Source organism: Paraburkholderia dilworthii, from assembly GCF_000472525.1.
In the GTDB taxonomy this organism is placed as follows: domain Bacteria; phylum Pseudomonadota; class Gammaproteobacteria; order Burkholderiales; family Burkholderiaceae; genus Paraburkholderia; species Paraburkholderia dilworthii.
This window is the reverse complement of record NZ_AWZT01000049.1, coordinates 21,234-35,712: the sequence shown is the minus strand read 5'-3', so window position 1 is coordinate 35,712 and position 14,479 is coordinate 21,234. Positions and strand designations below refer to the sequence as shown.

The 14,479-nt window shown below is 63.7% G+C and carries 9 protein-coding genes; 6 read left to right on the top strand and 3 right to left on the bottom strand.

Annotation, left to right across the window (positions count from 1 at the left end; translation table 11 throughout):
• The first annotated feature begins 138 nt into the window (after positions 1-138).
• The 4 genes from glgX (at position 139) to treY (ending at position 9,414) form a co-directional block, all read left to right on the top strand.
• A complete protein-coding gene (gene glgX, locus F759_RS0129505) occupies positions 139-2,358 on the top strand; it encodes a glycogen debranching protein GlgX (RefSeq protein ID WP_027803029.1) in 2,220 nt (739 codons plus the stop codon).
• A 65-nt stretch (positions 2,359-2,423) separates the two neighbouring features.
• Positions 2,424-4,349 carry a malto-oligosyltrehalose trehalohydrolase gene (treZ, locus tag F759_RS0129500; protein WP_027803028.1) on the top strand — a complete coding sequence of 642 codons (1,926 nt, stop codon included), beginning with the start codon at positions 2,424-2,426 and terminating at the stop codon, positions 4,347-4,349.
• A complete protein-coding gene (gene malQ / locus F759_RS0129495; protein WP_027803027.1) occupies positions 4,346-6,562 on the top strand; it encodes a 4-alpha-glucanotransferase in 2,217 nt (738 codons plus the stop codon). The genes treZ and malQ overlap by 4 nt, the downstream gene beginning before the upstream one ends.
• Positions 6,559-9,414 (top strand): malto-oligosyltrehalose synthase, encoded by a 2,856-nt coding sequence (gene treY / locus F759_RS0129490; RefSeq protein WP_027803026.1) that lies wholly within the window; start codon positions 6,559-6,561, stop codon positions 9,412-9,414. Before malQ ends, treY begins: the two co-directional genes overlap by 4 nt.
• 57 nt (positions 9,415-9,471) lie before the next feature.
• On the opposite strand, the gene F759_RS0129485 is transcribed toward treY, so the two are convergent.
• Both F759_RS0129485 and F759_RS0129480 read right to left on the bottom strand, forming a co-directional pair.
• Positions 9,472-10,815, bottom strand: coding sequence for a hemolysin family protein (locus F759_RS0129485; protein ID WP_027803025.1), 1,344 nt, complete (start codon positions 10,813-10,815; stop codon positions 9,472-9,474).
• 92 nt (positions 10,816-10,907) lie between these two features.
• Entirely contained in the window at positions 10,908-11,711 is an 804-nt protein-coding gene (locus tag F759_RS0129480) for a sensor histidine kinase (protein WP_027803024.1), read from the bottom strand.
• Positions 11,712-11,895: 184 nt separating this feature from the next.
• Here F759_RS0129480 and F759_RS0129475 point away from each other — a divergent pair, with 184 nt between their 5' ends.
• Both F759_RS0129475 and F759_RS0129470 read left to right on the top strand, forming a co-directional pair.
• Complete coding sequence (locus tag F759_RS0129475; RefSeq protein ID WP_027803023.1) at positions 11,896-12,237, top strand: FKBP-type peptidyl-prolyl cis-trans isomerase; 342 nt, start codon at positions 11,896-11,898, stop codon at positions 12,235-12,237.
• A gap of 35 nt (positions 12,238-12,272) precedes the next feature.
• A complete protein-coding gene (locus F759_RS0129470) occupies positions 12,273-13,049 on the top strand; it encodes an AraC family transcriptional regulator (RefSeq protein ID WP_027803022.1) in 777 nt (258 codons plus the stop codon).
• 104 nt (positions 13,050-13,153) lie between these two features.
• On the opposite strand, the gene F759_RS0129465 is transcribed toward F759_RS0129470, so the two are convergent.
• Positions 13,154-14,344 (bottom strand): O-succinylhomoserine sulfhydrylase, encoded by a 1,191-nt coding sequence (locus tag F759_RS0129465; RefSeq protein WP_027803021.1) that lies wholly within the window; start codon positions 14,342-14,344, stop codon positions 13,154-13,156.
• Positions 14,345-14,479: the final 135 nt, after the last annotated feature.

Sequence of the window (14,479 nt, the reverse complement as noted above, 5' to 3'; positions counted from 1 at the left end):
GCGGGGACTGACAGCGGATCGCGCGCCGCCCGGCTCTGCGCAAGGCGAACGCGCGGCCCGCGCGATGAAAGGGCCGCGCGCTCGTTGCATGAAGATCCGCGATAGCGTTTCATCAAAACAGAACAAGGAAGGGGAACCATGTCGCATGCAATGCCCGACCGGCTTCTGCCCGGCTCGCCGTATCCGCTCGGCGCCAGTTGGGACGGTCTTGGCGTCAACTTTGCGGTGTTCTCGGCGAACGCGCAGAAAATCGAGCTTTGCCTGTTCGATCCTACCGGCCGCAAGGAAATCAGGCGCTACTCGCTACCCGAATGCACCGACGAAGTGTGGCACGGCTATCTGCCGAACGCGCATCCGGGCACCGCCTATGGCTTTCGCGCGCATGGTCCGTATCAGCCGCAGCATGGGCATCGCTTCAATCCTCACAAGCTGCTGCTCGATCCGTACGCACGCAAACTCGTCGGGCAGTTTCGCTGGTCGGATGCGTTGTTCGGTTATCGCGTGCATTCGAATCGCGCGGATCTTTCGATCGACCGGCGCGACTCCGCGCCCGCCATGCCGAAGTGCGTCGTGATCGACGAAGCGTTCGACTGGTCGCACGACAAGCGCCCGAATGTACCGTGGGGAGAAACCGTCATCTATGAAACGCATGTGCGCGGCGCCTCGATGCTGCGCGCCGATCTGCGTCAACACGAACGCGGCACGTTCGCCGCGCTGTCGTCGCCGGAATTTATCGAGCATTTGCTGAAGCTCGGTGTGACCGCCGTCGAATTGTTGCCCGTTCACGCGTTTCTCAACGACCGCTTCCTCGTGGAGCGCGGCCTGCGCAATTACTGGGGCTATAACACCGCGGCATTCTTCGCGCCCGAGCCATCGTATCTGAGCACGCACCGGCTCGACGAAATGCGCATTGCCGTGCGCCAGTTGCACGCGGCGGGCATCGAAGTGATTCTCGACGTGGTCTACAACCACACCTGCGAAGGCAACGAAATGGGCCCGACCGTCTCATGGCGCGGCCTCGACAACGCGAGCTACTACCGCCTGATTCCCGGCGACGAACGGCACCACATCAACGACACGGGCTGCGGCAACACCGTGAATCTGCCGCATCCGCGTGTGCTGCAAATGGTGATGGATTCGCTGCGCTACTGGTCGACAGCGTTCAATATCGACGGCTTCCGTTTCGATCTCGGCGTGACGCTCGGACGTGAGCAGCATGGCTTCGACCCCGGCTCGGGCTTCTTCGACGCGTTGCGCCAGGATCCGATTCTGTCGCAACGCAAGCTGATTTCCGAGCCGTGGGACATTGGTCCGGGCGGCTATCAGCTCGGCAATCATCCGCCGGGTTTCGGGGAATGGAACGACCGTTTCCGCGATACGGTGCGGCGTTTCTGGCGCGGCGACGCGGGCCTGCGGCCGGATCTCGCCGCGCGGCTGACCGGTTCCGCCGATCTCTTCAACCGGCGTTTCAGAAAGCCGTGGGCGTCGATCAATTTCGTCTCGTCGCATGACGGTTTTACGCTTGCCGACATCACCGCGTACGAGCACAAGCACAACGAAGCGAATCGCGAAGGCAATCACGACGGCCACAATGAGAACTGCAGCAGCAACTGGGGCGTCGAAGGACCGACGGACGACCCCGCGATCCTCGAAACGCGCAAACGCGTGGCGCGCTCGATGATCGCCACGCTGCTCGTCGCTCTCGGCACGCCGATGATGCTCGCCGGTGACGAATCGTTGCGCACGCAGAACGGCAACAATAATGCGTACTGCCAGGACAACGAAATATCGTGGATCGACTGGGAGGCCGCGCAATCGCCGGACGGTCGCCAGATGACGGACTTCGTGGCGCGCGTGGTCTCATTGCGCAAACAGCATCCGCTGTTGCGCGAAACGCGTTTTCTGTTCGGCGACCGTGAAGTATTGCCGGGTCTTTTCGACATCGGCTGGTTCGACCAGAACGGCGATCCGCTTACGATCGAAGCATGGGAAGACCCGGAAGGACGTGCGTTCACATTGCGGCGCGCGGGCCCAGGTCTGAATGGCGAAACGGAAGTATTGTTGATGATGCTCAACGCGAGTGCAGAAACGCTGCGCTTTGCGCCCCCTGCGCCACACCTGGAATGGCACGTGCTGTTAGACACTGCGAATACGGAAAGCGCACCGCACCGGCTCGCCGCGTCGGACATCGAAGTGGCCGAGCACGCCCTCGTGATACTCGCCGCGCAACCGGTCGGCGAGGCCGACTGGCAAGCGGGCTGGAAAGCCGGCGCGCAGCATGGCCCCCGGCTGTTGACCGCGCTGCCGCCCGATCCCGGCGAGCATCCGCCCGCGAGCGACGCGTCGCCGACCATGTAGATCGCGGCAGCGACGCCCGAACGGCGTGTGGGCAATCCGACAGCAAAACCGAATGGTGAAGAGTCATGTCAGAAAATCCAATCGATCCTCACGCGCATCATTACGCTCATTGCCTGCCGTTCGGCGCGCAATTGCTCGGGCCCAAGGCGACGAACCCGCGCACGCGCTTTCGTTTCTGGGCGCCTTCGTGCAAGAGCGTTCAGGTCGAAATCGAGAACGGCCCCGCGCAGGGTGCGCATGAAATGACGCCCGCGGGAAACGGCTGGTTCGAAACGAGCGTCGATAGCGGCGCGGGCACGCTGTATCGCTTCCGGCTGGATGACGGCAACGCGGTGCCCGATCCGGCGTCGCGTTTTCAGCCGCAAGACGTGCACGGGCCGAGCGAAGTGATCGACCCGCGCGCCTATCGTTGGGAACATACCGACTGGCACGGCCGGCCGTGGGAAGAAACAGTGTTGTATGAACTGCACGTCGGCGCAATGGGCGGCTACGCGGGCGTGCAAAAGCGTCTGCCGGCGCTCGCCGCGCTCGGCGTGACCGCGATCGAACTGATGCCGTTGAACGATTTTCCCGGCAAGCACAATTGGGGCTATGACGGCGTGCTGCCGTATGCGCCCGATTCCGCGTATGGCCGCCCCGAAGAACTGAAAGCGCTGATCGACGCGGCGCACGGTCTCGGGCTGATGGTGTTTCTCGACGTGGTCTATAACCACTTCGGGCCGGACGGCAACTATCTGCACGAATACGCGCGCTCGTTTTTCCGCGAAGGCACGCATACGCCGTGGGGTCCGGCAATCGATTTCGAGCGCAGCGAAGTCAGCGACTTCTTCATGGATAACGCCGTCTACTGGATCAACGAATATCGCATTGACGGCCTGCGTTTCGACGCGGTGCACGCCATCGACAATCACGCGTGGCTGCGCGAGCTTTCGGACCATATCCGCGCGCACGTGCAGCATGGTCGCCATGTGCACCTCGTGCTCGAAAACGAGCACAACAGCGCGAGTCTGCTCGAATCGCACTTCAACGCGCAATGGAACGACGATGCGCATAACACGCTGCACGTGCTGCTCACCGGCGAGACCGAAGGCTATTACCACGCCTACGAGGATCAACCGATTCGCCGTTTGGCACGTGTGCTGTCCGAAGGCTTCGCGTATCAAGGCGATCCGTCGCCGCTTCATGACGGCGCGCCGCGCGGCGAATCGAGCGGACATTTGCCGGCCACGTCGTTCGTGATGTTCCTGCAGAACCACGATCAGATCGGTAATCGCGCATTCGGCGAGCGCCTGCGCCAACTGACCTCGGACGACGCATTGCGCGCCGCCACGGGCTTACTGCTGCTGTCGCCGCAGATTCCGCTGCTGTTCATGGACGAGGAATACGGCTCCACGCAGCCGTTCCTGTTCTTCACCGACTACACCGGCGATCTCGCCGACGCCGTGCGCGAAGGACGGCGCCGCGAGTTCGCGCGCTTCTCGTCGTTCAGCGACGAAAAGCGTCGTGCGCAGATTCCCGATCCGAACGACGTGAAGACGTTCGCCGCATCGTCGCCGCCCGAGCCGCTGACGGCGCCGGCACCCGCGCAGGACGACGAAGCGAAAGACCGGCTCGACTGGATGCATTTCTACAAATCCGCGCTGACGGTACGCGCAAAACTGATAACGCCGCGACTGAAACACGGCAAGGCGCTCGACGCAACGGTGCTCGCCTGCGAGAACGGCGCAGACGCGAATGCGCTAATCGCGCGCTGGAAACTCGGCGATGGTGAGACGCTGTCGTTGGCGCTGAACTTGTCGAAGCAAAGCGTTCAGTTCAACGACGTGCCCGCCGGCAAGGTCATTTTCGAAACGCCGCCGCGCGTGCGCGAACAGATCGACGCGAAAGTGCTGCCGCCGAATGCGTTCGTTGCATGGCTGACCGGCGACATCAACGACTACGCGATCGGTCACGATGCGCGCGTTGTCGACAAAGAGGAGCGCCGCACGTGAGTACCCGACGCCCTAACGATACGATTGCCACGCTTGCGACGCGCGCCGGTTTCGAGGTGGAGTGGGAAGACGCGCATCGCAAGGTGCATCGTGTGCCCGAGAACACGCTCGCGGTGCTGCTCGAACGGATGGGGTTGCCATGCGGCAATGCCACGCAAATCCGCCAGAGCGCCGCGGCACTGGAAGCCGAACTGTCGGGCCGCAAGCTGCCGCCGCTCATGACTGCCGAAGTCGGACGCGGCATCGCATTACCGGCCACGGCGCTGAAGTCCGGCAGCCATTACCGGATCGAGCTGGAAAGCGGTTCCATCATCGACGGACGTTTTACCGCGCCTAAAGGGGAGCAGGCCTTGCTCGCGCCCGTCGACGAAGCCGGCTATCACACGCTCGTGCTTCACGACCAGCGCATGACGCTCGCCGTGGCGCCGTCGCGCTGCTATACGGTCGCCGACGCATGGCGCACCTTGCACAACGACGATGGCGACGACGCACAGCCACCGCCGTTGTGGGGCATCGCCGCGCAGTTGTATGGTTTGCGGCGCCCAGGCGATGGCGGCATCGGCGATTATTCGGCGCTTGCGCGAATCGCCGCCGAAAGCGCGAAACGCGGCGCGCATGCGCTTGCCGTTAGCCCCACGCACGCCATGTTCAGCGCGGAGCCGAATCGTTTCAGTCCGTATTCCCCGTCTTCCCGTTTGTGGTTGAACGTTACGCATATCGATCCGGCTGCGGTGTTCGGCACGGAGGCCGCGCGCGCAGCGATAGAGTCCGCGCACGCCGCCGATGCGTGGTCGCAACTCGAAGCGTTGCCGTTGATCGACTGGCCCAATGCGGTCGTGCTGAAACTGAAGGTCCTGCGCGCGCTGTTCGAAAATTTCTGCACGCAGGAACGCGCGCACGGCGGCACGCAGGACACACCGCGCGTGCTGGAATTTCACGGCTTCTGCGAACGCGCGGGGCGTGCGCTCGAAGACCACGCGCGTTTCGAAGCGATACAGGCAGCGCAACTCGCGCAAGGCGGCAACGGTCATTGGCGCAACTGGCCCGAGGCGTTGCGTGATCCGCGCAGTCCCGAAGTCGATGCGTTCGCCGAAGCGAATCGCCATGAGGTCGACTTTCATCTGTTCCTGCAATGGCTTGCGGCCAAGGGGTTGTCGCACGCGCAGCACGCGGCGCGCGAAGCCGGCATGGCCGTCGGCCTGATCGCCGACCTGGCGGTTGGGTGCGATAGCGCCGGCAGTCACGCATGGTCCTATCGCGACGACATGCTGCAGGGCGTGTCCGTGGGCGCGCCGCCCGACCTGTTCAACCAGGCCGGTCAAAGTTGGAGCCTCACCACCTTTTCGCCGCGCGCGATGCGCACGCAGGGCTTCTCCGCTTTCATCGACATGCTGCGCGCCGCCTTCGCGCACGCGGGCGGCATTCGCATCGACCATATTCTCGGATTGCGGCGTCTGTGGCTCGTGCCCGAAGGCGAGAGCGCGCGCAACGGCGCGTATCTGCGCTATCCGCTCGAAGATCTGCTGCGGTTGATCGCGCTCGAATCGTGGCGGCATTGCGCAATCGTGATCGGCGAGGATCTCGGGACCGTGCCGCCCGGTTTCCGCGAGCGGCTCGACGACCACGGCATTGCAGGCATTCGCGTGTTGTGGTTCGAACATGACGAGGACGGCACCGGCTTCAAGCCGCCGCAGGCGTGGGACCGCAATGCGGTCGGCACCACGACCACGCACGATCTGCCGACGGTTGCAGGCTGGTGGCTCGGCAGCGACATCACGTGGCGCAACAGGATCGGGCAGACGACGGCGCGCGCCGATGGCCGCGATCCCGAAGAAGCCGCGCAGGAACAGCGCGCGAGCGACCGCGCGCAATTGTGGCGCGCGTTCCAGCAAGCCGGCGTGGCCGCGCCCGACGTCGAAGCGCCGCCGCCCGAAAGCCCGCCCGTCGATGAAGCTCTCGCATTTGTCGCGGCAACGCCCGGTCCGCTCGTTACGTTCCCGCTGGAAGACCTGCTTGGGCAGAGCGAGCAGCCGAATTTGCCGGGCTCGATCGACGAGCATCCGAACTGGCGCCGCCGCGTGAACGTGTCCGTCGACGAAATGTTTCTCGAGGACGATTTCTCCGACCGCCTGCTCGCCGTCGACCGGGCACGCAGCGCCGCGAGCGTTTCCACTCCATCAGCCAACACCTCTTCGGGGCCTGATACGCCATGACCGTCCCGCGCTCCACCCTTCGCCTCCAGTTCCACCGGGGCTTTACCTTCGACGATGCCGCAAAGCACGTCGACTATTTCGCGGCGCTCGGCATCAGCCACGTGTACGCGTCGCCCATCACCACCGCCGAGCCCGGCTCGATGCACGGCTACGACACCGTCGATTACACCCAGGTCAGCGCCGAATGCGGCGGCGAGGCGGGCTTGAAGCGCCTCGTCGAGAAACTGCACGCGCATGACATGGGGCTGATCGTCGACATGGTGCCGAACCATATGGGCGTCGGCGGTTCGAGCAACGCGTGGTGGCTCGATATCCTCGAATGGGGGCGCCATAGCGCCTATGCGCGTCACTTCGATGTCGACTGGCATTCGCCCGATCCGGCTTTGCGCGGCAAGGTGCTGCTGCCGACGCTCGGCGCGCCATATGGCGAAGAGCTCGCGTCGGGCCGCATCGCGTTGCACTTCGCGGCGGACAGCGGGCGCTTCTATGTCGGCTACGGGCCGCACGTGTTTCCCGTATGCCCGATTGATTATGCGTCGATCCTGCAAAGCGCCGACCGCGCCGATCTTAGCGCGCTCGCCGAGCGCTTTCAGGGACTGACGACGCAGCCCGCCGATCAGCCGCGCGCCGCCGAAGGCCGCGAGATGCTGCGTGAGTTCGTCGCGCAAAACGGCGAATCGGCAATCGAGTTCGCTATCCAGACGTACTCACCCGAAGACCCGCTCACGCGCGATCGCTTGCATCGGCTGCTCGAGCGTCAGCACTTCCGTCTCGCGTGGTGGCGCACCGCTGCCGATGAAGTGAACTGGAGACGCTTTTTCGATATCTCGACGCTCGCCGCCGTGCGCGCCGAACGGCCCGAAGTGTTCGAGGCCACGCATGCGCTCGTCTTTCGTCTGTATCAGGAAGGGCTGATCGACGGCCTACGGATCGATCACGTGGATGGACTCGCGGAGCCGCGCGAATACTGTCAGCGGCTGCGGCAACGTCTAACAGAGTTGCGCGACACCACGCCGTATGTGGTCGTCGAAAAGATTCTGGCGCGCGGTGAACCGCTGCGCGACGACTGGCCAGTGGACGGCACCACCGGCTACGATTTCATGAACGACGTGGGCGCGTTGCTGCACGACCCGGCAGGCGCGGCGCCGCTTGCACAGGCGTGGACCGAACTCACGGGCCGCAGTGCGAGTTTCGCGGACGAAGCACTCGTCGCGCGACGCAAGATTCTTGCGGAGAATCTGTCGGCGGAACTGGACCGCGCGGCGCGGGCGCTGCATCGCATTGCACGCGACTCGCTCGCCACGCGCGATTACACCTTCACCACATTGCGCCGCGTGCTGACTGAACTGGTCGTGCATTTTCCGGTGTACCGCATCTATCCGCAGAACGGTCTGCGCAGCGCCGCCGACAATGTGTTCTTCGAGCAGGCGCTGGCCGGCGCACGCGCGGCGCTTTCGCGCGCCGATCATGGCGTGCTCGAGCGCGTCAACGCATGGCTTGGCGGCAGCGTGGATGAAGCCCCCGCCGGGCGTCAGGCGCAGCCGCAGCAAGGGCAGAACGGCGCACCGCCGAACCACGCCGGTTCGGCCCGGCGCACCGCGCAGACGTTGTTCTCGCAGTTGACCGCGCCGGTCGCAGCGAAGGCCGTCGAGGACACCGCATGCTATCGCTATGGCCGGTTGCTGTCGCGCAACGAAGTGGGCGCGGACGCGGGCGAATTCGCGTTATCGGTCGAGCAGTTCCATGCGGGCAATGTCGAGCGCTCGCAGCGCTTTCCCCACGCCATGCTCACNACCGCCACGCACGATCACAAGCGCGGCGAGGACGTGCGCGCGCGACTCGCGGTGCTCAGCGAAATCGCACACGAATGGAGCGCGACCTTGCGCGCCTGGTCGACGCTGAACGCGCCGCAGCGCCGTTCGCTCGACGGCAAACCGGTCAGCAGCGTCGGCCAGGACACGAGCTACGACTGGGCGCCCGGCCCTGCCGCTGAAGCGATGCTGTATCAGACGCTCGTTGGTTGCTGGCCGCCGGAACTGAAGCCCGACGACGACGCGGGCGTAAAAGCATTGGCCGAGCGCGTCGCGCAATGGCAATTGAAAGCGCTGCGCGAAGCCAAGCTGCAAACCAACTGGTTCGCGCCCGACGAAGCGTATGAAGCCGGTTGCCGCGACTTTCTATTCGATATTCTGGCGCCGCAGCGGCGCGACGGCTTCCTCAAGGAGTTGGCCGCGTTCGTCGGACGGATTTCGCGCGCCGGCGCGCTCAACAGTTTGCAGCAGACTGTCTTGCGGCTCGCATCGCCTGGGATTCCCGATCTTTATCAAGGCACCGAGTTGTGGGACTTCAGTCTCGTCGATCCGGACAATCGCCGGCCCGTCGATTTCGAGCAGCGTGCAACGTGGCTCGCACAAGCGCCGCCATCGGAATTTCTATCGACGTGGCGCAATGGCCGCGTGAAGCTTGCGGTCGTGCAGCGAGTGCTCGCATTGCGTGCGCATTTGCCGGAGCTGCTGAGCCAGGGCACGTATCTTCCACTGACCGTGCGCGGCGCGCATGCATCGAATGTCGTTGCGTTCGCGCGGCGGCATGGCAATGCGTGGGCCGTCGTTGTAGCGAGCCGGCTCGCGGCCGGACTGCTCGGCGAGGAAGGCGATCTACCGATGGTCGATCCCGAGAAATGGCAAGACACGGCTGTCGAGATGCCGGCCGATCTATCCGCGCGAGCCTTGTTCGACTGGTTGAGTCCGGCTGCGCCGAAGGTCGATGAGAACGGCTTGCTGTGCTTGCGCGACGCACTCGCGGCCATGCCGATTGCAGTGCTGGTCGAAGATGGCGTGCCGCGCAGTTGATGGCAGCTTCTTTCCCGGCTTGTCCGATTGGAACGAAGGCGTTGCAGCCGTGAGGCTCTAACCGCCTTCGTCGTCGAAAACCTTTGGATACACGCGCACGAGCACGATGCGCGGGCCTTTCATCTTCTTGACCACCACGTCGAAGCGATCGAATTCGACGCGCTGCCCTTCTGCGGGCAGATCGTTGAGCGCCTGGATTACGATGCCGCCAACCGATTCGGCCTTGCCCTCGTCGATGTCGATTCCCAACGCGCGCTCCAGCGACACCACCGGCAAGCTGCCCTTGCCCATCAACGTGCCGTCGTCCATGCGCGTCCAGTCGGCGTCGCCCTGGCGGAATTCGTCATGAATCTGGCCGACCAGCGCACCAAGCAGATTGTCGAGCGTGAGAAAACCAATCGGCTTCGAGTTCTTGTGGCCGACCAGCGCAAAATGCGGCGCGCCCTTGCGAAAGCGGCGAAACAGTTCGAGCGCGGGCATTTCCGGCTTCACGTATTGAACGGGGCGCGCGTACTGCGAGAGATCGTCGAGCGTACTGCCCGCGTGGCGCGCCAGCAGCAGATCCTTTAAATGGATCATGCCGGCCACGCGCTCGCCGGATGCATCCTCGAACAGCGGATAACGGCTGAAGCGATGCCGCGCGACCACCTGCATGTTCTCCCGCAACGGCAAATCGACGCGCAAGCCAATCATTTCATAGGCCGGGCGCATTAAATCCGACACGGTCATGCGCGAAAAATCCAGCGAATGCGCGATGGTGTTCCACTCGTCCTGGCTATACGCGTCTTCCGGTGCGCCGCGTTCCGAGGCAACGTTCGTGCGGCGGCTGCGCAGAATGAGTTTGAGCTCGTCGGTTGAGTAATGCGAGTCGTGCGCATGGTCGGCGTTCAGGCCGGCGAGCTTCAGCACCGCATTCGCGCTCGTGTTGAGCACCCAGATGGCCGGATACATCGCCCAGTAAAAGCCGTATAGCGGCGTGGCGGCCCACATCGAAACTTTCTCGGCTTCGCGAATCGCCAGCGACTTCGGCGCAAGTTCCCCCACCACGATATGCAGAAACGAGATGCACGAGAACGCGAAGAACAGCGAAATGCCGTGAATCAGCTTCTCGGATTCCACGCCAGCGAGGCTGAAGAGCGGCGTGAGGAGCTCAGCAAACGCAGGCTCGCCGATCCAGCCTAGCCCAAGCGACGCAAGCGTAATGCCGAGCTGACACGCGGACAGATAAGCGTCGAGGCGGCCATGCACCTTGGCAAGCAGACGTCCGCGCATGCCGTGCCTTTCGGCGAGACTCTGCACGCGCGTCTGCCGTAACTTGACCAGGCCGAATTCAGCGGCAACAAAGAAACCGTTCAGGGCGACGAGAAGCAATGCACCGATAAGGGCGACAACCTGGATCAAAGCGGAGGGCTCCGGCAACAAAAGTTGTCAGTATAGAGGGTGAAAGCTCGCCGAAAAGTTAATCGCGGAGGGCGCGTTCCAGGAGTGGCCGCTCATCGGGCTGACGTGGCGCTCAACGGAACGCGCAGTGCGAGCGTGGCCGGGGCGCTTTCGGTCGCGTCATGTTGCTCGAAGCTGCCGCCATGCGCTTCGGCAACACGTTTGCACAGCGCGAGTACCCACGCGATGCGATTCGCTTCGCGCGGTTCGCGAGCCTGTTTTCGCGCGAATGCTTCGAGCACGTGGGGCAGTGACGGATCGCCCAGTGCGGCGCTCGCCTGATACGTGACCGTCGCATGCCAGCTGGTTGCGTCCGCACGCGATGCAAGCGTGACAGTGCCACCTTGCGCGCTGGATTCGACCGCAAACGTCGCCATCAGCCACAGCGCAGCGGCCAGACGCTCACGATCTCCATTCAGTTGCTCCGTGGCGAGCTGCGACTCGATGGCGATCTCCACGCCTCGCGTACGCGCGAGTCCGGAGCGTACCTCTTCGGCGGTTTCGTCGAGTAGCGGATGCAGCGGGAACGGCGCATAGGCGAGCGCGAGCGATTTGGTTTCGGCGCGCGTGGCGTCGACGACCGTCTCGAGCAGCTTGACCTGTTGATCCACGCCGTTACGAATGCCGGTAACCGCGCGCTGCGAATTGGGATCGTTGGCGTCGAGCTTGCGCTCGAGCACGTAAGCCCAGCTATGGATGGCGTTCAACGGACCGCGCAGATCGTGCGACACCAGCGAAAGCACGTGGTCGCGCATGAAAAGCGCGGATTCGGCGCGCAGATGCGCGGTGCGTTCGGATACGGCGAGGCCGGAAGTCACTGGTTGTGCGCCAGCGGTTCCGGTTGAAGACGTTGTCACGATCGACCTCTCTGGCAATGCATGATGATTAGGAAAGCCCCATTATAGGCATGCTGCCGGGCGCCACCAGCCTGGCCGGATGGCCGGTCAGGACGCAATCGGCGTGCCACGCCCCATTGTTCGACCGCACCGCGCCAACGCGCCTACAATGTCGGTTTTACGTTTTTGAACTGAGGAGCGACACATGTCGACTGTGACTACCGAATCCGGCTTGAAGTATGAAGACATCGTTGAAGGAACGGGCGCGGAAGCGGTTGCGGGCAAGACCGTCAGCGTGCATTACACCGGCTGGCTGACCGACGGTCAGAAGTTCGACTCGAGTAAGGACCGCAACGACCCGTTCGCGTTCGTGCTCGGCGGCGGCATGGTCATCAAGGGCTGGGACGAAGGCGTGCAAGGCATGAAGGTCGGCGGCACGCGCAAGCTGACCATTCCGCCGCAACTCGGCTACGGCGTGCGCGGCGCGGGCGGCGTGATTCCGCCGAATGCGACGCTCGTGTTCGAAGTCGAATTGCTCGGCGTTTAAACTCGTCCTTTGCTGACCGCCATTGCGCATTTCCGATGACGCACGCCGCCGTGACCGCACCTGGCGTTTCGCTGCGCCGCTTCGAAGCGGCTCAAGCGTCGGACGTACACGACTTTCACCAGGTCGTGCTCGGACTCCACGGTGCGATGATGATGGCGGTGGACGGTGTGGAGCAACAAATCGACGCGCGCTGCGCCTGGCTCATTCCCGCAGGCGCGCGGCACGATTACGCGGGTCTCGGCGAAAACCGGCAAGTGGTGCTGGATCTTCCGGCTACGACGCTCGCTGTGCCCGAGCGTCTATTCGACCGTGCGCGGGCCGTTACCGTCGATGCGCCGCTCACTGAGCTCATTCAGCGCATTGCGTCGCACGCCGCGGAGGGTGCGCCGGCGGACGACTTCGGCGCCCGTCGTTTCCATTGGGACGCGGCCGCACGCCTAGGCGCGGCACTGGTGGCGAGTGCGGCCATCAAAGGCACCGAAGCCCCGGCCGCCGGCCTCGACTTTGCGCGAATCGACCGCTGGCTGCGCGCGCATCTAGCAGAGCCGTTGCGCATCGCCGATCTCGCCGCGCATTGCGGCTTCGGCATGCGGCGCTTTCATCAACTTTTTATCGAAGCATTCGGCGAAACGCCGCATCGCTATTTGCAGCGGCTGCGGCTCGATACGTCGCTCACGCTGCTCGCCGATCCACGGCTCTCGCTGACTGACATTGCGTTGGACGTCGGCTTCGGCGATCAGAGCGCCTATACGCACGCGTTCACGCGGCGGTTTGGGCTCGCGCCCGGTCAGTGGCGCGGCTTGCGGCATTAAGCCTTGACGCAATGACGCGGTAACCGCCGGCATCGCGTCATAAAAAGGCGCGCTGACTGGCAAACTCAGCGCGCCGCGTACTCACGTTTTCCGATAACCGGAACTCAGCCTGCCAGACCGCGCTCCAGATCTGCGCGGATATCCGCTGCGTTCTCCAATCCCACGGCGAGACGAATCAAGCCTTCCGTGATGCCTGCGGCAGCGCGCGCTTCGGGCGTCACGCGGCCATGCGTAGTCGTCGCCGGATGCGTGATGGTGGTACGCGTGTCGCCGAGGTTGCCGGTGATCGAGCAGATCTTCGTGCTGTCGATCACGCGCCATGCGTTCGCACGCATCTGCTCGGGCGTGTCGCCCGTCAACTCGAACGAGACGATCGCGCCGCCGGCCTTCTGCTGGCGCATGGCCAGCGCGTGCTGCGGATGCGATTCGAGGCCCGGGTAGAACACGCGATTCACAGCCGGATGCTTATCGAGCCAGCGTGCGATTTCGAGCGCATTCGCCGATTGCTTTTCGACGCGCAGCGACAGCGTTTCCATGCCCTTGAGCAGCACCCATGCGTTGAACGCTGAGAGCGTCGGCCCGGTGCTGCGTACGAACGGAAATACCTTCTCCATGATGAACTTCTTCGTGCCGACCAGCGCGCCGCCCAGCACACGGCCCTGGCCGTCTAGGAACTTGGTGGCCGAATGCATGACGACGTCGGCACCGAGCTTCAACGGCTGCTGCAACGCCGGGCTACAGAAACAGTTGTCGACAACGAACAGCGCATTCGCGGCTTTGGCGATCTTGCTGATTGCTTCGATGTCGGCGATCTCGGTCAGCGGATTCGAAGGCGTTTCGAGGAAGAACATCTTCGTCTCCGGACGCACGGCGTCTTTCCACGCGTCCAGATTCGTCGGATCGACAAACGTGGTCGTAATACCGAATTTGCTGAAAATCTGCGAGAACATGCCGAGCGTCGAACCGAACAGCGCCTGCGAGCTGACCAGATGGTCGCCCGCTTGCAGCGTGGACATCACCACCGACATGATCGCGGCCATTCCCGAGGCAGTCGCCATGCACGCTTCGCCGCCTTCTAGCGCGGCGAGGCGGTCTTGGAACATGGAGACGGTCGGGTTGGTGAAGCGCGAGTACGTGTAATAGTCCTCGGAATTCTTGAAGCGCTCGGCGGCATCCGCGGCACTCGCGAAGACGAAGCTCGAGGTCAGGAAAATCGCTTCCGAATGCTCGTTGAAGTCGCTGCGCACTGTGCCCGAGCGGACTGCCAGCGTATCGAAGTTCAGGGAGTCGTCCATGTTCGTTGTGGTTTCCAATGTTCCGTGACTGCGTTCGGTGCGGCTTGTGTGCAACGAGACCGCGTAGGCGAACGGCAGCTACAAAAAAGCCCGCTTTTGCGCCGGCGCTTTTTGCGTCGGTACAAGCGGGCTTCA